We start from the raw sequence: 20,694 nt of genomic DNA, 5'->3' as shown, positions 1-20,694 counted from the left end.
GCCTGCATTTGATATTTTTACAGAAGTAAAACCACATACCCCATGGCATTAGCAAAAGACCCTGCTGCTGAGATTCAGGAGCTCACCCAACGTATAAACTACCTTAACTACCAATACTACCAGAACAGCATCTCCGAAGTTACCGACTACGAGTTTGACAAGATGCTGGAGAGGCTGCAACAGCTCGAGCAGGCGTACCCGGAACTGCGCCAGCCTAGCTCCCCTACCCTTCGGGTGGGTGGCACCGTAACCAAGAGCTTCAAGACAGTACACCATAAGTACCCGATGCTCTCGCTGAGCAATACCTACTCTGAGGAAGACCTACGCGAGTTCGACAAGCGGGTGCGTAAAGTGGTGGGCGACGAGGTGGAGTATGTATGTGAGCAGAAGTTCGACGGCGTGGCCATCAGCCTGACCTATGAGAACGGCTATTTTGTGCAGGGTGCTACCCGCGGCGACGGTACACGCGGCGACGATATCACGGCCAACGTGCGTACCATCCACGATGTGCCGTTGCAGGTACACGGCAGCGGCTTCCCTGATCAGTTTGAGGTACGCGGCGAAGTGTTTCTGCCGTTGCAGGTATTTGAAAATCTGAATGCCGAACGTGAGGAATCGGGCGAACAGCTACTGGCTAATCCCCGCAATGCCGCCTCAGGTACCCTCAAGCAACAGGATTCTGCCATTGTGGCCAGCCGTAAGCTGGGTTGTTTCTCTTATGGCTTTATGAGCTCCCCCAACCCATTCGACACGCATTCCGAAAGTCTGCAGGCTATTCAGAAATGGGGCTTCAAAGTATCGGACACCTGGCGCAAATGTACTTCTATTGACAAGGTGCTGGAGTACATCAACGAATGGGAAACCAAACGCCAGGAACTACCAATAGCTACCGATGGTGTGGTGGTGAAGGTGAACAGCTATGCGCTGCAGGAAGAGCTAGGCTATACCGCTAAAAGTCCGCGCTGGGCCATCGCCTACAAGTACCCGGCCATGAGCGCGATGAGCCGCCTGCTCGACATACAGTACCAGATCGGTCGCACAGGGGCCGTGACGCCGGTTGCCTTAATGGAACCTGTGCTGTTGGCAGGTACGGTCGTGAAGCGTGCCTCCGTGCACAATGCCAACGAGATCCAGCGTCTGGACCTGCGCCTTGGCGACACGGTGTTTGTGGAGAAAGGCGGTGAGATCATCCCAAAGATCACCGGGGTGGATTTGAGTAAACGTCTCGCTGATAGCCAGCCAATCGTATACCCTACGCACTGTCCGGCCTGCCGTACGCCATTGGTTAGAGCCGAAGGCGAGGCTAATTTCTATTGCCCGAACGAGGAAGGCTGCGCCCCGCAGATTCAGGCCAAACTGGAGCACTTTATCTCCCGCAAAGCCATGAACATCGACGAGCTTGGCCCCAAAACGATCGAGCAACTCTACAAAGCAAACCTGGTGCATAATGCAGCCGACCTGTACGACCTGAAATTTGAGCATTTGGTTAATCTGGATCGCATGGGCGAAAAGTCAGCCAACAACATCCTGCAGAGTCTGGAAAAGTCGAAGCAGACGCCTTTTGACCGGGTGCTGTTTGCGCTGGGCATACGCTATGTGGGCAGCACGGTAGCCAAGAAGCTCGCCGAGTACTTCCCCGATATCGAAGCGCTGCGCAGTGCTATTTACGAAGAGCTGATCGCAGTCAATGAGATTGGAGACCGTATTGCGCAGTCGCTGCTGCAGTACTTTGCCAGACCCGAGCATTTGGAAATAATTAAGCGCCTGAAGGTTGCCGGTTTGAAGTTTAAATCCGAAAATACCGCTCCTGAGATGGAAAGCGATACTTTAGCAGGCAAGACCTTCGTTATTTCGGGCGTGTTCGAGAGTGTGAGCCGCGACGAGCTACAGCGCATCATAATTAGCCACGGAGGCAAAGTAGTCAGTTCGATTTCGGGCAAGCTGTCCTACCTGGTGGCAGGCGACAAAATGGGGCCGTCCAAACTGGAAAAGGCCACCAAACTCGGCATCAGCATCCTCTCAGAAGATGAGTTTCTGAAAATGGTCGGCGCTTAGTATAAATCGCTTTAGACTATACCTGCAAAAAGAAGCGCCGGGCTGCATTCAGTCCGGCGCTTCTTCAATTAACAAACAAAAACAAACAATATAAACCTTAACAATTACAGTTAACACAAAGCGTGAGCCCGATCAGCTGGTTTATACCCGGCCTTAGGACTTACACTGCAAATGGAGTATATTCTGATCACATAAAAAAATGAATTAGACGAACAGCTCAAAACACTATACCAACAACCACCTGAGCCCGCTCGCGCATTTGTCAGGCAAAAAGCTCTTTTCATAGTGCAGATTACGGGCTTTGTATAGAGTCTTTCTGCCTATACCTGCTATACCTGTTTTTTTGCTTAACTTTAGGTAGATAAAAAGGTATCCTGATTTGCTGCCATCCTACATACATTCTGACAGTTTGAACACATTTGCCCTACCTGAGTTTTCTATGAAGAAGCGGTATAAATTGGCCATACACGTTGCGGCCTGGGCATTATTCGGTGCCTGGATATTTTATGTGCAGTACCAACGCGGCCTCACACTCAACAAGGCCATCGATTCCTTGGTGGGCCTGAGCTTTGCCATCATGATTTTTTACCTTAACTGGTATGTGCTCATTCCCCGCTACCTGGCCCGTAACCGCATCCTGTCCTACATTGCCATGGTGCTGCTCACACTCACAGCGGTTGCGCTTATTCGTTCCCCCCTCGACTTTTATGTATTCCGGGAGTTTAACCCGGGCATGAAAGTACTGTATTCCTACGACCGTATCCTCAACTATCTGCTGGCAGGCCTGATTGTCGTATTCATCAGCTCTGCGCTGAAAGTGACCGGTAATTACATCCGAAACGAACGGCGCAACAAAGAGCTCGAAAACCAGAAGCTGATGGCGGAACTCAACTTCCTGAAGTCACAGGTAAATCCGCATTTTCTCTTTAACACGCTCAACAACATCTACTCTTTGGCTTACAAGCAGTCCCCCGAAACGCCGGACGCTATTATGAAACTGTCGCTGCTCATGCGCTACATGCTCTACGAAAGCAACGACACGCTGGTGAGCCTGGAGAAAGAGGTAGACCACATACGCAACTTCATCGACCTGCAGAAACTACGCCTGCGCGAGCAGACCAGCATCAGGCTGAACGTGGACGGCGAACTGGCCGGAAAGCAGATTGCGCCCATGCTGTTGATGACCTTGGTGGAGAATGCCTTTAAGCATGGCCTGGTAAGCCGCAATGAGGTGGGCATTACCCTGAACTTGCTGGTGCAGGATGATGGGCTGCAGTTTACGACGGTAAACAACACCAGCAGCCACAAAAAGCGGGAGTTTGGAGGCATTGGGTTGCAAAACCTGAAGCAGCGCCTTACCTTGTTGTACCCGAACCGACATGAGCTGCACTTTGAGGAAAAAGCCGATACCTTCTATGCTTCGCTCAAGCTATACTTCCACACAAAAAGATAAAACTATGACGATCCGCTGCCTTGCCGTAGACGATGAGCCCCTGGCCCTCGACATCATTGAGAGCTATGTGAGCAAACTGCCGTTTCTTAAGCTGGTGAAAACCTGTTCGAGCGCGACCGAAGCCATGCAGGTACTGCAGGAAGAACAGATCGACCTCATGTTCCTCGACATCGAAATGCCCGAGCTGACAGGTATACAGTTTCTGAACATTCTCAAGCACCAGCCGCTCATTATTTTCACCACCGCCTACCCAGACTATGCCTTGGAGGGTTTTAATCAGGATGCCGTGGACTACCTGCTCAAGCCTATACCTTACGACCGTTTCCTCAAGGCCGTAACCAAAGCCCAAGAGCGGCTGCAGCGCAACGGCAAAGCCCAGGAAGCCCCAGCCGCACCAGCTGCTGCGTTACCCGCCGAGCACGACTTCATGTTTGTGAAGGCCGATTACAAGACCTTGCGGGTAGACTTCAAAGACATTCTCTGGATCGAAGGACTTAAAGATTATATCATCATCCAGACCAAAGACCAGAAGATTATCACGCTGCTCTCGATGAACAAGGCGATGGAAAAACTGCCAGAAACAAAGTTCATGCGCGTGCACCGCTCCTTCATTGTCGCCCTGCAAAAAATCGACAGCATTGAGAAGAGCCGTATCCGAATCGGTAATAAAGAGATCCCGATTGGTGAGGTATACAAAGAGCAATTCCTGCATTGGGTAGAGGAAAACAATATACAGTAGGCTTTTTTTCGTTGATCGTTGTTCGTTGATTGTGAAAAGCAGGTAGTATCAGATGTTAAAATTTTGTTGAGCTCAGTTAGGGATTTCAGGTATATACGTCTACGGGATTCACGAACAACGCATAACAATTAAAGATCAACGAATTGCTCGTTCCTGTTTGGAGAATCCGTTGGATAATTCGAACTTCGTGCTCTAGAAAAAACAGCGCATGATACAAGATAAATTAAGAGGAACAGGTGTTGCCTTGGTTACGCCTTTTACCAGCAGCCTGGACGTAGACTACGATGGGCTGCGCCAGTTACTTGACTTTACCATAGGTGGTGGTGTGGAATACCTGGTGGTGAACGGCACCACAGGTGAATCGGTAACGACTACTGCGGCTGAAAAAGCCGAAATATTGGCCTTCGTTAAAAAGCACGTGAATGGACGTGTACCCCTGGTCTACGGACTGGGTGGTAACAACACGCAACATGTGCTGGAGACGATCGAAAAAACAGACCTGGAATGTATAACCGCCGTGCTTTCGGTGAGCCCTTACTATAATAAACCATCGCAGCAAGGCATCTACCAGCACTACGTACAGGTGGCCAACGCATGCCCGGTGCCGGTTATACTATACAACGTGCCGGGTCGAACAGGCAGCAACATCGCGCCGGAAACCACAGTACGACTGGCTGCGCATGACAACATCATAGGTATAAAGGAAGCTTCCGGCAACCTAGAGCAATGCATGCACATTGCCAAGCACAAGCCAGCCGACTTTATGTTGATTAGCGGCGACGACATGCTTACCCTTCCCATGATCTCCTTTGGTGCTGTAGGGGTAATTTCGGTGCTTGCCAATGCTTTCCCTGAGAAATTCAGCCACATGATCCGTTTGGGGTTAGAGTACAAATTCAAAGAAGCCGCTGACCTGCTTTACGAATTCGTGGACATCAACCCGATGATGTATGAAGAGGGCAACCCCGTAGGCGTGAAAGCCTTGCTGGAGCGCTTCAGCGTATGTTCACCTGCTGTGCGTTTGCCGTTGGTAGAAGCCTCAGCCGGCCTCAAGGACAGGTTATTTAGCCTCCTTTAGGTATAGCTGTTTTAATAATTAAGATGTGTAAGAAAGGCTGGTGTAAACCGGCCTTTCTATTTTAAGGGCTTCCGAAAAAATATTTTGCTATATTAGCCTTCTTCTATCGAATTAGCCTTACTACAATGCGTTACCCGCTGTTTATTTTCTGTATGCTGACTCTGGTGGCCTGTAATTCCAAGCCTAACAAAGCCATTGAAAACAAGACGGATCACACGCAAATAACAGATACAGACGCCCAGTCGGCCGAAAACACCGATACGATTACCCAACCTGCCGAAGATGAATTACAACACTTTGCCATTGACACAACTGATCTGGCACCAGAACCCAAGACAGCGGTTAAGCTTTTGACGGAAGGCCGCTTTCACAAGCGTGAGGTATGGCAAGGAGTAGAAAAAAAGCAATGGCTGGGACTGGTTTTCGAGGACAGCACTTTTCGGTTGCGCCCTGTCCGTATTCAGGTACAGCCTTTCTTTGATCCCGTTAACGATAAAGGCAAACAAGTAATGTCGGGACGTGAAGTAAGCAGCGAATTTCCGAACACACTGCTGCTTATCGCAGGTATAGACCAGCTCAAAGCCGGCCCCGTGGACACGGTAGGCTATCCGGATCAAGCAATTTTACCCAATACGGCTATCAATCTCAAGTATAAAGGAAAAACCTATACCTTGGAGGCCAGAGGTGACAGCATAAAAGACGAAAGTTCCGCCTCCTACTCCATCCGAAACTATAGCTGGAAAATAAGCGGCACAAAGCAAGGAAGAAAAATTAGCCAGGTGCTGGCCACTGACGAGGATTTTGAGAGCGCCATCTATGTGCTGCTCTGGGCCGGCGACCTCGACCACGACGGTATACCTGATCTGCTGACCGATCTTTCCAGCCATTATAACACCTCACAAGTAACGCTTTTCCTTTCCTCCAAAGCTGATAAGGGCAAACTCTACAAAAAAGTCGCTTCTTTTAAGACCGAAGCCTACCCTGCTCCTGTAGTCAAAGATATTTCTAAGGCTCCGGCATTGTAGCACCCACACCTATACCTTTAGATCGTTATTAGGAAAGCACTGCCAGGCAGTTCCCCGATAATACGGTTGAGGAGCAACCGATAGACGATGACCAGACCGCCATAACGGAGGATTATGATCATCTGAGAAAGGCACAAAAAAATGCAGCCAAGGATCTTAGCTGCATGAAAGGTAATGGTTCACGTTAATCAGAAGTTGCCTAGTTCTCAGTGAGCAGACGTTGGGATTCCACCTCCCGCTTAATGTTTTCCAGTCCATCCTCAAACTCTTCGCCCAGGGTGCTATCGAGCAGCAAGCCCGAAAATTTACGGAGTGGATGGTCGCCCATGTATTTTTCGAAGTGCCAGGTAAGTAGAGTGCCTTCCGCTGTTTCAAGGAGCGTAAATGTACTGTGGGCCTTTTCTTCCCCTTCAAACTCCAGATTGGTGACTAGCCTTTTGTGTGGCTCAGCCGACACGATCGTGACCACGCCCGGCTTTATACCGCTTCGCTGACTGACCCAACTATGTTTGGTTCCTATGCCATGGGGCTGACTAGCCTGCATCACTGCGCGGGCAGGTTCGTGGTGATGTCCGGGTAACCAGTTGGGCCAGTTACGGATATCACTGATTTGCTCATAGGCAGCCTCAGCAGGTGCCTGAATGAGTATGTCACGCTGTATATAAATGTGCCTGGGCAAGCTGATGGAAATTATAGCCAAGATGGCTACCAACGTGATCGCTCCCAGAATTAATGACTTTAGAGGATTCATAGAAGTCTAGGCAAAAGTAAATTTGTTTCAATAAAAATAATTTTAATCCTATTTAAAAGATTCTTAAAATATGAAAAAAACCACAGCTGTGACGCTGTGGCCTTTCTCAGATGGAAATTCAATACTAATGTATAGTAGCTTATACGGCAAAATCCAAATAAGTATACAACTCCCAAAGGATTTGCCTTCTAAACTCTTCAGTACCTGTTTTTAGAACCATAATGATCGTCTCCGAAATCCCGGAATTCATCAACATTACCGTAGGCTCCATCGTGACGGTAGCCATGGTTACCGCGACTATCGAAGTTGCGATACAAATCGCCCTCCTCAGGATTATCATAGTTTGGATTATAGCCAGTACTGTAACGGTAGCGGGTACGGCCGAAACTGTCAGGGTTGTAGAACTGCGGGTTTCCCCAGCTTATACGGTCCAGGTCGTTTTCGGGGCCGTGTGGCAGGCCGTAGTCATCGTGGCGCGGCACACCGGTGTAGTTAGTGGTATCGTAAATCGTGTTGTAGTAGTCTTCCCGCATCCCCTGGTCACCGCCCCGTCGGCCATACGCCTGGCCGTGCTGCGCCCGGTAACGCTGCCCCAAACCGCTTTCTTCATTTGCCCTGGACTGTCCGTGTCTTTCAAAATGCCTTTCCTGGTGGTGTGGATGCTCCCGCTCATATTGTCGGCTATAGTCGCCGTAGTTCTGCTCTCTGTTATCTCTCATCGTTTTAATATTAGGTATAAAACAGTCGGTATACTGGTTCCTGCTGTCAGTCAGATCTGTTGTTAGTATTAGCGTTAATGACGGTTATGGCGATCTTCGAAGCGGCGTTCTCGTCGGTTCTGGTTCCAGCTGCCCATGTTGCTGTAACTGGTGTCTTCCCCAAAGTGGTCGCGCCCCTCGGTGTGCGTACGTCCTGCAAAACCTCCGCTGTAGTCGTTGTCATACGCTGGGTTACCCATCTCGTAGCGACGGTAGGATTCGTAATCGCCGATGGCTGAATGCCCTCTGAAGGCTTGCTCATCATGGTCGCGACTACGGTCTATATCATGGCCAAAGCGCTCATTGTATGAAGTTGGACGCACCCGGGAACTGCCTGGTCGGCGCAGGTCCTCGTAGTCGCGGTTGTCGTAGTTCGCATCTGGGTCATAGTGGCGGCCAGAGTTATAGCTATCATCAGGTATGTAACTCATGCCATAAGGGTTGTGGCTGCTGCCAGAGTCACGCGAGGCAAAATCACGGCCGCTGTACTGTGCTCCTCCGGGCTGAAAGCGCCCCTGCCTTGTCCCATACCCATGGTCAGTATTTGTGTTGAAGGAACGAGAATCATAGTAATCGTCTTCTTGCGCACCATACCCTCTATTGAAGTGGGAGTCAACGGTATAATTGCCACGGTCAGAATTTTCGCCATGGTGGTGGCCATGTGCCCAGCGTGGTTCCAGATCACGGTAGTTGCGATTTTCCTCTCTGTTGTTTCTCATAGCATCAAAGTTTTAAAATGAACATGCTTACCAGTTGTATTTACGGGCACGCCCTCGCTTTGGGTTAATTCCGGAGGTGTAAACTCCAATCTTGAATACCCGTTTATAAAGGAGAGAATAACGCAAGAAACAACTTTAACTATGGAAAGGAATAACTGGCGAGACAGACCGCAGCAACGGGATGACCGCAGCATAAACTGGGACAGAGACGAATCGCATTACCGCGGGGCCTACCGTTTGGACACGGACAGTGGCCACCGCCACGAGACCACTTACGATGGCTTCAACAGAGGCAACCAGGGCCATCACGGACAGGCGCAGCAAGGAGGTGACTATGTGTACCGCCGGAGCCGCAACCTGCAGGACAACGACAACTATACAGACCACCAATTCAGACATAGCTACGACGACAACCGTGGCAGAGGCAATTTCGAGGGCCGCGATGGCGCATACAGGCACGACAGCCCGCCGCGCTACGAAAGCGAACGCAGGCAGGCAGCTGAGCGCACCTATTACGACAGAAACAGAAGAAGTAATTTCGAGGCCAACTATGGACCGGACAGGTATAGACACCGTCCGGGCGAAAACTATGGCAACATGGCTGGCTCACTGAGCTATGGCTACGATGGCGACTCAATTTCCGACCCAGACTACAACAGGCCTTATAACCCAATGACTGGAGAAATGCGCAGCTACCGTGACAACTATAGGAACCGCCCCCAACGCTATGGCCCGCCAGACCGCACAGGCTCTAACCCGGACTACGACCGATATTAGGAATCATAAAATAGAATTAAATCAAATTACACATTTAAACCAAGCAGACAGATGAACACAGATAAGAATAAAGACCAAAACAAAGATTTGATAAATAAAGGCAACAAGGTGCCAAACATCCACCCCACTGCTCAGAAAAAGGAAGGGGACGATAAGTTCCGTTCAGATGAGGACGATCAGGCCGGACGCAGCATAGGCAATGAGCCACGCACTGGCGGTCGACAGGGCGGCAAAAGCGTAGAAGATGGCGGCCAGGACATTGGTAGCAGCGCCGGCAGTCGGTAACGAACCATCTATGATACAAAATGCCTGCGGGGGCACCTGTTGTTAACAAGTGCCCCCGCAGGCGTTTTGCAAATCCGGCAAGCAATGCTATACCGTTGTCAGTATGCTGTTATTGTAGCTCTTCCTGCTCCATATACTCCCACATTGCGTCCTCATTTGCACCGGTTCTGGCGGCGTAAATCAACATCGTCGTATAGACGGCAATCAATAGGAAACTAAGCGGAATAGAGAATACAAACGAAATAACAAGGGTTTTTACCGGGTCAGGCTTCGTGTCCATTTTAGTAGAGGCGTACCAAAAGAAACAGATGTTGAAAATTCCGGCAAGAGCAACAAAGTTGATAATATCTAACATCGGCTAAAAGTTAAATGTTTTATGGTAATAACCAATTAGTATGCCACTCCTGTAAAATCATTACAATCTGGCTTTCCAACTGGCTTTCTCCTACCCTTGAATGTTTGGCAGCGCATTAAGGTACTTAATGCATTATCCTGAACAGCATAATGCAATTTAGAAGGCTTGCTGCTATTTCACAAGCTTCTGCCTCAAAATTTTAATAAAAATTTAACACTTAAGCCGAAAACAGCCTAAATGCATTCTTTTTAAGCTTTTTTTAAGAACTTCACATTTTCAACGCCAATTGCGCTGGCATAAATGTATAGTAGCATAGTTCAATTCTCCGAAACTCTTCTTTCGCTTACACCTGACAATCAATTGCTTAGATTCATCACTTCTCTAAAAAAACCCAAAAGTACATGAACCGGGATCAGCGCATAGCTTACATGGGGCTACGGCTACCATAGCCGGAAACGATGGCTCCGATATACCTCGAGCCAGTGCTGTGAGATCTGACTTCTATGGCTATCAATTGCTGTTTACATCATATCCTCCTGCAATCCCCAACCAAGCCCTGCGCCTGAACGTTACAAACTGACTATGGCAATAGAAGCACAAGCACCCAAAGACCCGCGCGAGGCCATTTTGCAGCTGGCCCGTCAGCTTTTTTTTGAGAAAGGCTACAGTAAAGTGCTCATGGCAGACCTGGCGCGTCAGCTCGGCATGAGCAAGAAGACCCTATACCTGTATTTTGACGGAAAGGAAGATTTGCTAAAAGCTGTCATCAAAGAGTACCTTGCCGAGGGTCGCCAAGAGATAGAGCGCATTCTGAGCGATTCCCAATTGCAATTCCAGGAAAAGGCGAGCCGCTATTTCAGCTATGTCGGCAGCCGGCTGCTGGCCGTGAACAGACAGCTGATGGACGATATCCGTAAACACGCGCCGGGTAGCTGGCAGCTTCTCCACGACTACAGGATAGAAGCAGCGTTTATGCGCTTCAACGCCCTCTTGCAGGAAGGTATGGAGAAAGGCTATGTGCGTCAGGATATCAATCGGTCACTTGCTGTTATTCTATACGCCAGCGCACTGGAAACCATCTTCAATCCGGACTATACCCGGCAGCTGCCCGGTCAACTGACAGAGGCTATACCTGATAATGCGTCGGAGGTATTCGATGGCCTGGTGCGTATTATCTTTGAAGGGGTGCTCGCTAAAAAGTAACCCTGGCTTGCCAGAGATAGCCTGGCCGCAGTTGCGCTTTCACGAACATAAGTTAAATCCAACTCAAATCCTCCTTGCTTATACCTTTCTTCCTGATTAGTGAACACATACATTGCGATTTTGTACCCTTACTCAGTTTTAACTAAATTACAATAACTATATATCTATTGACGCGTACTTAAAAAATACAATATACACGTATCTCAAAAACAGCAGCATTTGAGAAAGCAGACAAAGAAGAAGAGGTTGTGTAAGTAATTGCAAGCAAACTCCTGATAAGGTTTAACCCTGCGATTGGCCCCTCCTCTGCATGTTTAACTTTTTTAAGAGGCATCGATATGGAAATAACCAACCACACTCATCGCAACCAGCACGCCACAATTGTACAGGGACTTGTAAATGAACAGGCATTTGCCGCCATCCGGCAGGCGCTGTCCACCGCTCTTCCCCTCCAAGACCAACAGCTTTGGATTGACTGTTCGCACGTGGACCGCGTTCACCTGACCAACAGCAGCATATGCTCCTTTGTGAGCGAACTCCTACAGATCAGAAAACAGAACGTGAAAGTGGTGCTTTATGGCATGAACGCCACCACAGAGCGCCTGTTCCGCTTACTCCAACTTGACACGCTCTTTGATAAGGCCCGCACGCTGGAGGAGCTGCAGGCAGCGGCCAAAGCACAGCCGATAGCCGCATAACCCAGCAGGTATAAGCATTAATAACAAAGGGCAGCCCGATCTATTTCGGTGCTGTCCTTTGTTATTAATGCTTCTGGTTCGTTTACTGCTCGATTGTTTTGAACACCATATGGGTCAGAAAGTCCTCCAGCTCGTTCCGGTTGTCGTCATGAATATCCGTCAGCGAGGGCAGGTGCAGTGCAAAGAACTTTTGGTAATGCGCACTTTCGGCCACAGTGGAAACCAGGGAGGCCGGGTACTTGTAGTCCGGGTTGATCTCCAGCACAATGTCGGCAATGCGCTTGCACAGCCGCTTGTAGCTTAAGAAGAAGCCTTCCTTGTTATTGGCGTCTACCTCTTTGGTCAGGTAGGCTTTGGCCGATTCAGCCACCACAATGCGCTGCAGCGTCACTTCGTCGATGTGCTCAAAGTCCATGTCGTTCTCGATCCTGCCTGACAGGATGCTGATGGCGATGCGAAGCCGGGCCTCTGCCGATGCAATGTTGTTGGTCGCGAAAACGAGTCGGTACTCCAGCCAGTTCCAGTACCAGGAGATCAGGTATGAGAGCAGCATGTGCTTACTCTCAAAATACCTGTAAATGGTCGCCTCCGTGCTGCCGATCCGTTCAGCCAGTTTTTTAAAGGTGAAGGCCTCCAGTCCCAGTTCGTCTATCAGCAGGATACCATGCTTGATGATGTCACGTCCCTTGCCCGAAGCTTCCGGGTCTTTGAGGTATACCTTCTCCTCTACTCTAATCTTAATATTTGCCAGCAAGTTCTTCATGCAAAGCTTCCGTCATATTCTCAACGTCGTCATAGAACGTTACTACGCCGGTTTCCACGTCGTACATACCGCCTACAATCCCAATCTCACCTTTTTCAATCATCTCCCGAAGGATCGGACTGTTCTTTTTGATTTCGCCAACCGTCCACACAACGTTGGTCTCGGCTACTTTTTCCACGAAGTCTGGATTCTTGGAGCTTCTCTCACCATCATAGCTCACGGCATTCACAGCTGGCTCAATTTTGTGCAGCAGTGTACTCAGGTTGCCCATCTCCACATGGTCGCAGGCCCCTTTTATGGCGCCGCACTTGCTATGGCCCAACACCACGACCAGTTTGGAACCAGCTACTTTGCAGGCAAACTCCATGCTGCCCAGTATGTCCTCGTTCACGATGTTGCCGGCAATGCGGGCACTGAAAATATCACCCAACCCCTGGTCGAAGACCAACTCGGCTGAAGTGCGGGAGTCGATGCAGCTCAGCACAATCGCGAATGGAAACTGGCCTTCGGAGGTCTCGTTGACCTGCTGCAGCAGGTTGCGGTTCACTTTTAGGTTGCTTACAAAGCGCTTGTTTCCTTCCAATAGAATTTCTTTTGCGCGCTGCGGGGTTAGTTCGGCCTGTGTTTCTTTGTTTTGTGTTCTCATGGTTCTCATATTTTTAATCTGGTTGATAATACTTTTATAGTTATTGGGCGGCAACCCAATGAAATAAGCTAATTCGGGTTTAGAACTTCATGCCCTCGTATTCCAGCTTTTCATCCTCAGCTGTTTCTTTTATGCTTAGCTTGATGTTGTTGCTGCGGGCCGTGTTTTTGTAGTCCTCAATGAGTTCTCGCACGTCGGGGTCCACCACAGCCGATCGCGACATGTCGATCTCGAGCTCGGCGTTGGCTGGTATTTTCCGGAGCGTTTGCATGATATTGCCTTTGTTCAGGAAGGTCACCTCCTCGGCCAGCACCATCCGGTACTTCTCTTTGCCTGCGGGCGTTTTTTCTGTTAGCATGGTGTGCGACACATGGTAGCTGTTTTTCAGGATAAAGAAGATTCCCACCACCATACCGATGCCTATACCTGTGAGCAGGTCTGTGAAGACGATGGCCAGCACGGTTACCACAAAAGGCAGAAACTGGTTCCAGCCACCACGGTACATGCTCTTGAACAGAGCTGGTTTGGCCAGCTTATACCCTACCACGATCAGGATGGCGGCCAGTGAAGCCAGCGGAATCATATTGAGCAGGCCAGGTATAGCGATAACGCTGCCTAGGATGAGCACTCCATGAATAAGGGCGGAGAGTTTGGTGCGGCCACCGGACTGTATGTTGGCAGAGCTGCGCACAATCACCTGCGTTACCGGTAAGCCGCCCAGCAGCCCAGACACGATGTTACCCACCCCTTGGGCCTTCAACTCCCTGTTAGCCGGGCTGATGCGCTTGTAGGGGTCGAGTTTATCGGTTGCTTCCAAGCACAGCAGGGTCTCCAGACTAGCCACAATGGCAAGCGTACCCGCTAGGAACAGCACCTCGTAGGTCAGCACACGGCTAAAATCAGGCGCGGTGAACTGCTGGAAGAAACCGCCCAAGCTGTCAGCCACTGGCAATTCCACCAGATGATTGGCGCTCAAGGCCATTTCGGGGTAAACGTTTAGGAAAAGCAGGTTGAGCACGATGCCCAGGATCACCACCACCAGCGGCCCCTGTATGATCTGGAAAATTTTCCCCTTCTTGGATAGTATCTGCTCCCAAAAGATCAGGATGGCAAGCGACAGCCCACTGATGATGACAGCGGCGGGCGAGACATACCGGATCGCATCAAAAAGAAGCGAGAATGTGGTCTTTCCGTCCGGCTCCATGAAGTGCAGGCTCCCCTCATAGCTTTCGTCGTACCCGAAGGCATGGGGAATCTGCTTTAGGATAATAATCACCCCTATACCTGACAGCATGCCTTTGATAACCGACGACGGGAAATAATACCCAATGCTGCCCGCTTTCAGGAAGCCCAACGCCAGTTGGAAGGCCCCCGCCAGCACCACGGCAGACAGGAACACCTCATAGCTGCCCAGGCCCTCGATGGCATGCAGCACAATGACGGCCAGCCCTGCCGCCGGGCCGCTTACCCCCAGCTGCGAGCCGCTGATGAGCGTTACGACGATACCACCGACAAAGCCGGCGATGATGCCGGAGAAAAGAGGAGCGCCAGACGCCATCGCAATACCCAGGCAGAGCGGCACTGCCACCAGAAACACGACAATGCCTGCCGGCAGATCATTCTTAATTTCTTTAAAACTAACCATAGCTTACCTCAGTTTACCAATAGCTTTAAACCATAAAACAATAGCATTACTATAATATCACAAAGCAAAGCACTATTTTGTTTAAAAGCCACTAAATTTTAATGAATTTCATTCCTGCTGTGGGCGCCCTGGCCTCTTCCTAAGGCACAGACTAGACTAGACAAGACAGGTATAGCCGTGCGCGTTTCGGGGGGGGGGTACCTACAGGGCACTTGCCGTATACCTATCAGCCGTCGCCCCGGCACCTTTGTAAGCTTGCAGGAACAAGGCCAGTTTGTCCATCGTTTTGCTCAGCTCCTGTATTTCGGGCAGGTATACGATACGGAAGTGGTCCGGCTGCTGCCAGTTAAAACCGCTGCCCTGCACCAGCAGCACATGCTGTTCCCGCAGGAAATCCAACACAAAAGCCTGATCATCTAGTATGTTATACCGCTTCACATCAATTTTAGGAAATAGATAAAAGGCGCCTTTGGGTTTCACGCAGGAGATGCCAGGTATAGCGATGAGCTTGTCGTAGCAAATGTCGCGTTGCTGCCGCAGCCTGCCTGTAGGCGACACCAGGTCCTGTATGTGCTGGGAGCCCTCCAGCGCTGCCTGTATTCCGAACTGCGCCGGCACGTTGCTGCATACCCGCAGACTGGCCATCGTGTTGAGCCCCTCAAGGTAGCTTTTAGCCTTGGCCTTGTTGCCGCTCACCAGCATCCAGCCCGCCCGAAAGCCGGCCGCCAGGTAGTTTTTGGACAGACCGCTAAAGGTCACTGTGAGCACCTCCTCCGAAAACGTGGCCGTGGAGCGGTATTCCACCTCATCGTACAGGATCTTGTCATAGATCTCATCTGAGAACAGCACCAGGCTATGCTCCGCCGCCAGTTCTACCAACTTCTGCAACAGCTCTGGCGCGTATACCGCACCCGTCGGGTTATTGGGGTTGATGATGACAATACCCTTGGTACGGCTTGTGATCTTACTTTTAATGTCCTCCAGGTCAGGATTCCAGTCTGATTGCTCGTCGCAGCGGTAATGCACAGCCCTGCCCCCCGAAAAGCGCACGGCCGCCGTCCAGAGTGGGTAATCCGGGGAAGGCACCAGCACCTCGTCGCCGGTATTGAGCAAACCCTGCACGGCATGCAGAATGAGCTCACTTACGCCGTTGCCAATAGAAATGTCATCCGTATGGATGCCAGCTATACCTTTGGCGGTATAATAATCTCTAAGGGCCTCGCGGGCAGACAGCAGTCCTTTATGGTCGGAGTAACCCTGCGCATGCCATAGGTTATCCATAATACTCCGGGTTACTTCCTCCGGCGCATCAAATCCAAAAGGGGCCGGGTTGCCGATGTTCAGTTTGGTGATGCGGTGGCCCGCCAACTCCAGTTCTTTTGCCTTCTCGTATAGGGGGCCGCACAGTTCGTAATGAACCGCATCGAGCCGTGTGCTGCGCTGTATCATGCTTTGTATAATTTCCTCAAATGTAAGCTTTTATCCCGCACAAAGAACTACTATGCCAGCACCCATGCCGATAATCATTGTAAGTCGTTTTGGCCTGCTAATAGACTTCGGGTACCATTCGCTTGGAGTGTTGATAACCACACAAATTACCCTAAATTTATACTTAACATAAGCATATAAAAAACACTGACAACAAGTTATTTAAACAAAAAAAAGATACAATAAGTCAGCTTGCCCAAATGCTGTGCCCTCAGCAGTTTGTCGGCTTTTGCGATGGACACATCGCCTGCGAAAAAACAGTCCTGTTGATGGGTTCCCATTTGGCCTGTGCCCCCCAATCAGACTTCTTTAAAGGCGAACGAACATTTCCCGAAGAAAACTAAAAACTAAAATTTTTAGTATATATTGCCAAATATATTAGCAAACTCTATATTTGAGGCGTGTGTCGCGAAAGAGACCAAAACAGACAGCACTATGGAAAAAACACATACCCTACACGCCTTGCCATGCAACCTCGAACTGTTGCCCATGCCCTTGCCCGAGCTGCTGGAATTGCCCATCAGCCAATGCTATGTCGCTGCGGGATTCCCCTCCCCAGCCGATGATTACCTGGAGGACAAGATCAATCTGCAGCAGGTACTCATCAACAACCCCACTGCTACTTACCTGGTGCGGGTGCGGGGCGAGTCCATGCGCGATGCCCGCCTGCACGACGGGGATATCCTGGTGGTAGACCGCTCCCTGAAACCCAGTCACGGGCACATCATCATCGGAGTGGTAGATGGCGAGTTCACAGTAAAGCGCCTCCTCAAAAAAGGTTCGCGCATGTTCCTGCAGCCAGCCAACGACGCCTACCCGCCGATGGAGATTACCGAGGAAATGGATTTCAAACCCTGGGGCGTGGTGGTGTGGTCGCTTCATAAAGTAGACAGCCGCCATGACTAGCCTCTTCGCCCTCGTGGACTGCAACAACTTTTACGCCTCCTGCGAGCGGGTCTTCGATCCGAAACTTGAGGGACAACCCATCGTGGTGCTCTCCAACAACGACGGCTGCATCATCGCCCGGTCCAACGAAGCCAAGGCGCTGGGTATACAGATGGGCGAACCAGCATTTAAAGCAAAAGATGCGATAGAACGCCATAACATACACGTTTTCAGCAGCAACTACACCTTGTATGGCGACATGTCGGCCCGGGTCATGCAGACGCTGGGGCAGTTCACGCCTAACCTGGAGGTATACTCCATCGACGAAGCTTTCCTGGATTTGGGAAACTTCTACGGGCGCGACCTGAACCAATACGCCGGGGAGCTGCGCCATACCGTGAAGACCTGGACAGGTATACCGGTCTCGGTAGGTGTGGCGCCGACCAAGACGCTGGCCAAGCTGGCCAACCGGCTCTCCAAGAAATCGAAAAAGGCGGATGGCGTATTGGTACTCACGGACGAACGGCACACCGAAGAGGCATTGCGGCGCACGGAGGTAGGCGATGTGTGGGGCATTGGCCGCCGTTACGCTAAGAAGCTGGCCGCTTTTGGCATACATACCGCGCTGGACCTGCGCAACGCCCCCGATGCTTTCGTGAAAAAGCACATGACGGTAGTGGGGCTGCGCACCGTTCGGGAGCTGCGCGGCGAACCTTGCCTGGACCTGGAAATGGTTGCTGTGAACAAGCAGAACATCTGCACCTCCCGCTCCTTTGGCGCTGCCGTTTCGTCGCTGTCGCAGTTACAGGAGGCCACAGCCAACTATACCTCGCGCTGTGCGGCCAAGCTGCGCCGTCAGCGTAGCTGCGCAGGGGCTATCACGGTTTTCCTGCAGACCAATCCCTTCCGGGAAACCGACCCACAGTATTTCAACAGCAAAACCATGGCGCTTCCTACGGCCACCAACAGCACGCTGGAGCTGGTACAGTACGCTAGTTTGGCCCTGCAGGCGCTCTACCGGCCCGGCTACCGCTATAAGAAGAGTGGTGTGATCGTGTCGGAGCTGCGGCCACAGAACCAGGTACAGACCTCCCTGCTCGACACCGTGGACCGCGACAAGCACCAGCGTCTCATGCAGGCACTCGACAAGCTCAACAGCGCCTGGGGCCGCGACAAGGTAACCTGCGCCGCACAGGGCACCACCCGCCCCTGGCAGCTTAAGTGCGAAAAAAAATCGCCTTGCTATACCACGCAGCTGGAGGAATTGCTGTGCATTGGAGTGGGGTGAAATTCAAAACAAACACACAATGAAAGCAAAGGAATTTTTGAAAGGCCGGGGCGCACAGTATAATCCCGCCAACCCCTACCTGAAACAAGCATACGTCGCCGAGCACGTCGAAGGCCTGGACGAAGCGATGCTGTCCAACTCTAAAACCGAGTTCTTTGCCGAACATCCGAAAAAAATCGTGAATAAAGTGGAGAGCCCGGACCTGGGCCTAACCTACTCCATGAACCCCTACCAGGGCTGCGAACACGGCTGTGTGTACTGCTATGCCCGCAACACGCACCAATACTGGGGCTACGGTGCCGGGCTGGACTTTGAGCGCAAGATTATCGTGAAGGAGAATGCCCCGGAAGTACTGGCCAGGCAGTTGGAGAACCAGAACTGGCAGGTGATGCCCATTATGCTGGCCGGCAACACCGACTGCTACCAGCCGATCGAAGCGAAAAAGAAACTCACCCGGCGTATGCTGGAAGTGCTGCTGCAGTACCGCCACCCGGTCAGTATCATCACCAAAAATGCGCTCATCCTCCGCGATATCGACCTGCTGCAGCAGCTCAACAAGCTGGACCTGGTGCATGTGAACATCAGCATTACTACCCTGGACGAAAAGCTACGCCAGAAACTGGAACCCCGCACCGCCACCGGTGCCCGGCGCATGCAAGTGGTTCGGGAATTGGCCGCTGCCGGTATACCTGTCAATGTGATGGTCGCCCCCATCATTCCCGGCCTCAACGACTCTGAAATACCGGCCATCATCAAAGGTGCAGCCGAGGCGGGTGCCAGCAGCGCCGCCTATACCATCGTGCGGCTTAATGGCAGCATCGGCCCCATCTTCGAAGACTGGATAAGGGGGGCTTTCCCGGACCGCGCCGACAAGGTATTGAGCCAGATCGCGGACTGCCACGGCGGGCAGCTAAACGACAGCCGCTTTGGCACCCGCATGCGGGGTGAGGGCAAGTTTGCGGATGCCATCAATAAACTCTTCAAAATGAGTCGCAACAGGTATATGGCAGGTCGCAGCATGAAACCGTACAACCATAACCACTTCTGCACCAGAGCAGGGAAGCAGCTTGGCTTCTTCTGATCATTTAACCTATACCTGTTCAGGCATAAACGGGAAGCAGGACAGAACGAGCGTATGCAGCTAAGGTATGGCAGGCCAGGTTTAATGCCAGGTTGCGAATCACGCTGATAAACGCTATCATTGGTGGACACAACCATGGAGGCAGCAGTCAGGTATACGGCAACAGCACCACCTGCTATTTCATGACAATTACTCCCTTTGCATGGAAAAACAAGGAAAAGACATCATCGTAACCAGTTGGGCCGAGGTACAGTCGGCCCTGTTCGACCACAGCTGGAACGACAATATCAAGCGCTTCCGGTCCTCTTATGCTTACCGAGGTTCCTGGAGTAAACAGTACGATCTGAGCACCAGCCTGACCCGCCTCGGCAGCCGTTACCACGAGTTGGAGCCGCACATTCTCCGCAATTTCAAAAAGTATGCCCACAGCAATGCGGCTCCGGGCAATTCGCTTTGGAACTGGCTGGCTGTTGCCCAGCACCATGGCTTGCCAACCCGCCTGCTCGACTGGACTTACTCTCCTTACGTGGCCCTGCACTTTGCCACCCAAAACCTGTCTAGCTACAACGAAGACGGTGCTATCTGGTGCGTGGATTACGTGAAGGCAAACGAATTCCTGCCGACTACACTCAAATCCGCTATCCGGGAGGAAGGCTCCAATGTGTTCACCCCAGACATGCTGCAGCCCGTTTGCTCCTCGCTGAAGGAACTGGCGCAACTACAGGCAGAAGAGTTTGTGGTTTTTCTGGAGCCCCCTTCTCTCGACGCCCGCATTGTGCATCAGTATGCCCTCTTCTCGCTCATGTCAACGGCACAGGCCAATATGAGCGCCTGGCTGGAAAGACACCCGGAGCTTTATTTCCGGGTGATCATACCTGCCGAACTGAAATGGGAGATCCGGGATAAGTTAGATCAGGCCAACATCACGGAGCGTGTGCTGTTTCCAGGTCTGCAAGGCCTGAGCCAATGGCTGAAAAGGCATTATACGCACGAGTAGAAAAT

General features: G+C 51.1%; 21 protein-coding genes. 13 read left to right on the top strand and 8 right to left on the bottom strand.

All coding sequences use genetic code 11. The features are described 5' to 3' along the window. The first annotated feature begins 42 nt into the window (after positions 1 to 42). The 5 genes from ligA to H9Q13_RS01965 all read left to right on the top strand — a co-directional run bounded on the left by ligA (position 43) and on the right by H9Q13_RS01965 (position 6,350). Positions 43 to 2,055: an NAD-dependent DNA ligase LigA gene (gene ligA / locus H9Q13_RS01985; RefSeq protein WP_191182076.1), complete on the top strand. Its 2,013-nt coding sequence runs from the start codon at positions 43 to 45 to the stop codon at positions 2,053 to 2,055. 439 nt (positions 2,056 to 2,494) lie between these two features. Next, positions 2,495 to 3,508, top strand: a complete 1,014-nt coding sequence (locus H9Q13_RS01980; protein WP_224744010.1) for a sensor histidine kinase — start codon at positions 2,495 to 2,497, stop codon at positions 3,506 to 3,508. A 4-nt stretch (positions 3,509 to 3,512) separates the two neighbouring features. Further along, positions 3,513 to 4,247 carry a LytR/AlgR family response regulator transcription factor gene (locus tag H9Q13_RS01975; protein ID WP_191182074.1) on the top strand — a complete coding sequence of 245 codons (735 nt, stop codon included), beginning with the start codon at positions 3,513 to 3,515 and terminating at the stop codon, positions 4,245 to 4,247. Between the two features lie 208 nt (positions 4,248 to 4,455). Further along, the gene (dapA, locus tag H9Q13_RS01970; RefSeq protein WP_191182073.1) at positions 4,456 to 5,325 is read left to right on the top strand and encodes a 4-hydroxy-tetrahydrodipicolinate synthase; all 870 of its coding nucleotides are present in this window, start codon (positions 4,456 to 4,458) and stop codon (positions 5,323 to 5,325) included. A gap of 125 nt (positions 5,326 to 5,450) precedes the next feature. Further along, complete coding sequence (locus H9Q13_RS01965) at positions 5,451 to 6,350, top strand: hypothetical protein (protein ID WP_191182072.1); 900 nt, start codon at positions 5,451 to 5,453, stop codon at positions 6,348 to 6,350. Positions 6,351 to 6,549: 199 nt separating this feature from the next. Here the strand turns inward: H9Q13_RS01965 and H9Q13_RS01960 are convergent, their stop codons facing one another. The 3 genes from H9Q13_RS01960 to H9Q13_RS01950 all read right to left on the bottom strand — a co-directional run bounded on the left by H9Q13_RS01960 (position 6,550) and on the right by H9Q13_RS01950 (position 8,578). Continuing rightward, the gene (locus tag H9Q13_RS01960) at positions 6,550 to 7,101 is read right to left on the bottom strand and encodes an SRPBCC family protein (protein ID WP_191182071.1); all 552 of its coding nucleotides are present in this window, start codon (positions 7,099 to 7,101) and stop codon (positions 6,550 to 6,552) included. Positions 7,102 to 7,298: 197 nt separating this feature from the next. Further along, positions 7,299 to 7,820 carry a hypothetical protein gene (locus tag H9Q13_RS01955; RefSeq protein WP_191182070.1) on the bottom strand — a complete coding sequence of 174 codons (522 nt, stop codon included), beginning with the start codon at positions 7,818 to 7,820 and terminating at the stop codon, positions 7,299 to 7,301. Positions 7,821 to 7,894: 74 nt separating this feature from the next. Next, positions 7,895 to 8,578 carry a hypothetical protein gene (locus H9Q13_RS01950; protein WP_191182069.1) on the bottom strand — a complete coding sequence of 228 codons (684 nt, stop codon included), beginning with the start codon at positions 8,576 to 8,578 and terminating at the stop codon, positions 7,895 to 7,897. A 141-nt stretch (positions 8,579 to 8,719) separates the two neighbouring features. Here H9Q13_RS01950 and H9Q13_RS01945 point away from each other — a divergent pair, with 141 nt between their 5' ends. After that, positions 8,720 to 9,355 carry a hypothetical protein gene (locus tag H9Q13_RS01945; protein WP_191182068.1) on the top strand — a complete coding sequence of 212 codons (636 nt, stop codon included), beginning with the start codon at positions 8,720 to 8,722 and terminating at the stop codon, positions 9,353 to 9,355. A 51-nt stretch (positions 9,356 to 9,406) separates the two neighbouring features. After that, the gene (locus H9Q13_RS01940; RefSeq protein WP_191182067.1) at positions 9,407 to 9,640 is read left to right on the top strand and encodes a hypothetical protein; all 234 of its coding nucleotides are present in this window, start codon (positions 9,407 to 9,409) and stop codon (positions 9,638 to 9,640) included. A 109-nt stretch (positions 9,641 to 9,749) separates the two neighbouring features. On the opposite strand, the gene H9Q13_RS01935 is transcribed toward H9Q13_RS01940, so the two are convergent. Then, positions 9,750 to 9,995, bottom strand: a complete 246-nt coding sequence (locus H9Q13_RS01935) for a hypothetical protein (protein ID WP_191182066.1) — start codon at positions 9,993 to 9,995, stop codon at positions 9,750 to 9,752. 582 nt (positions 9,996 to 10,577) lie between these two features. Between H9Q13_RS01935 and H9Q13_RS01930 the strand changes: the two genes are divergently transcribed. After that, complete coding sequence (locus tag H9Q13_RS01930; protein WP_191182065.1) at positions 10,578 to 11,198, top strand: TetR/AcrR family transcriptional regulator; 621 nt, start codon at positions 10,578 to 10,580, stop codon at positions 11,196 to 11,198. Positions 11,199 to 11,536: 338 nt separating this feature from the next. Further along, the gene (locus H9Q13_RS01925; RefSeq protein ID WP_191182064.1) at positions 11,537 to 11,896 is read left to right on the top strand and encodes an STAS domain-containing protein; all 360 of its coding nucleotides are present in this window, start codon (positions 11,537 to 11,539) and stop codon (positions 11,894 to 11,896) included. An 82-nt stretch (positions 11,897 to 11,978) separates the two neighbouring features. Here the strand turns inward: H9Q13_RS01925 and H9Q13_RS01920 are convergent, their stop codons facing one another. The 4 genes from H9Q13_RS01920 to H9Q13_RS01905 all read right to left on the bottom strand — a co-directional run bounded on the left by H9Q13_RS01920 (position 11,979) and on the right by H9Q13_RS01905 (position 16,399). Beyond that, positions 11,979 to 12,659 (bottom strand): TetR/AcrR family transcriptional regulator, encoded by a 681-nt coding sequence (locus H9Q13_RS01920; protein WP_191182063.1) that lies wholly within the window; start codon positions 12,657 to 12,659, stop codon positions 11,979 to 11,981. Further along, a complete protein-coding gene (locus H9Q13_RS01915; protein ID WP_191182062.1) occupies positions 12,634 to 13,305 on the bottom strand; it encodes a carbonic anhydrase family protein in 672 nt (223 codons plus the stop codon). The genes H9Q13_RS01920 and H9Q13_RS01915 overlap by 26 nt, the downstream gene beginning before the upstream one ends. A gap of 79 nt (positions 13,306 to 13,384) precedes the next feature. Next, positions 13,385 to 14,950 carry a SulP family inorganic anion transporter gene (locus tag H9Q13_RS01910; RefSeq protein ID WP_191182061.1) on the bottom strand — a complete coding sequence of 522 codons (1,566 nt, stop codon included), beginning with the start codon at positions 14,948 to 14,950 and terminating at the stop codon, positions 13,385 to 13,387. A 201-nt stretch (positions 14,951 to 15,151) separates the two neighbouring features. After that, positions 15,152 to 16,399: a pyridoxal phosphate-dependent aminotransferase gene (locus H9Q13_RS01905; RefSeq protein ID WP_191182060.1), complete on the bottom strand. Its 1,248-nt coding sequence runs from the start codon at positions 16,397 to 16,399 to the stop codon at positions 15,152 to 15,154. 474 nt (positions 16,400 to 16,873) lie between these two features. On the opposite strand from H9Q13_RS01905, the gene H9Q13_RS01900 reads away from it, so the two are divergent. The 4 genes from H9Q13_RS01900 (at position 16,874) to H9Q13_RS01885 (ending at position 20,689) form a co-directional block, all read left to right on the top strand. Beyond that, positions 16,874 to 17,344, top strand: coding sequence for a LexA family protein (locus tag H9Q13_RS01900; protein WP_191182059.1), 471 nt, complete (start codon positions 16,874 to 16,876; stop codon positions 17,342 to 17,344). After that, positions 17,337 to 18,611, top strand: coding sequence for a Y-family DNA polymerase (locus H9Q13_RS01895; protein ID WP_191182058.1), 1,275 nt, complete (start codon positions 17,337 to 17,339; stop codon positions 18,609 to 18,611). Before H9Q13_RS01900 ends, H9Q13_RS01895 begins: the two co-directional genes overlap by 8 nt. 19 nt (positions 18,612 to 18,630) lie before the next feature. Next, positions 18,631 to 19,692, top strand: coding sequence for a PA0069 family radical SAM protein (locus tag H9Q13_RS01890; RefSeq protein WP_191182057.1), 1,062 nt, complete (start codon positions 18,631 to 18,633; stop codon positions 19,690 to 19,692). A gap of 202 nt (positions 19,693 to 19,894) precedes the next feature. Continuing rightward, positions 19,895 to 20,689, top strand: a complete 795-nt coding sequence (locus H9Q13_RS01885) for an FRG domain-containing protein (protein ID WP_191182056.1) — start codon at positions 19,895 to 19,897, stop codon at positions 20,687 to 20,689. Positions 20,690 to 20,694 lie beyond the last annotated feature (5 nt).

This window comes from Pontibacter aquaedesilientis, assembly GCF_014773225.1.
In the GTDB taxonomy this organism is placed as follows: Bacteria; Bacteroidota; Bacteroidia; order Cytophagales; family Hymenobacteraceae; genus Pontibacter; species Pontibacter aquaedesilientis.
The sequence above is the reverse complement of the archived record's forward strand: the minus strand, read 5'-3'. Positions and strand labels throughout refer to the sequence as shown.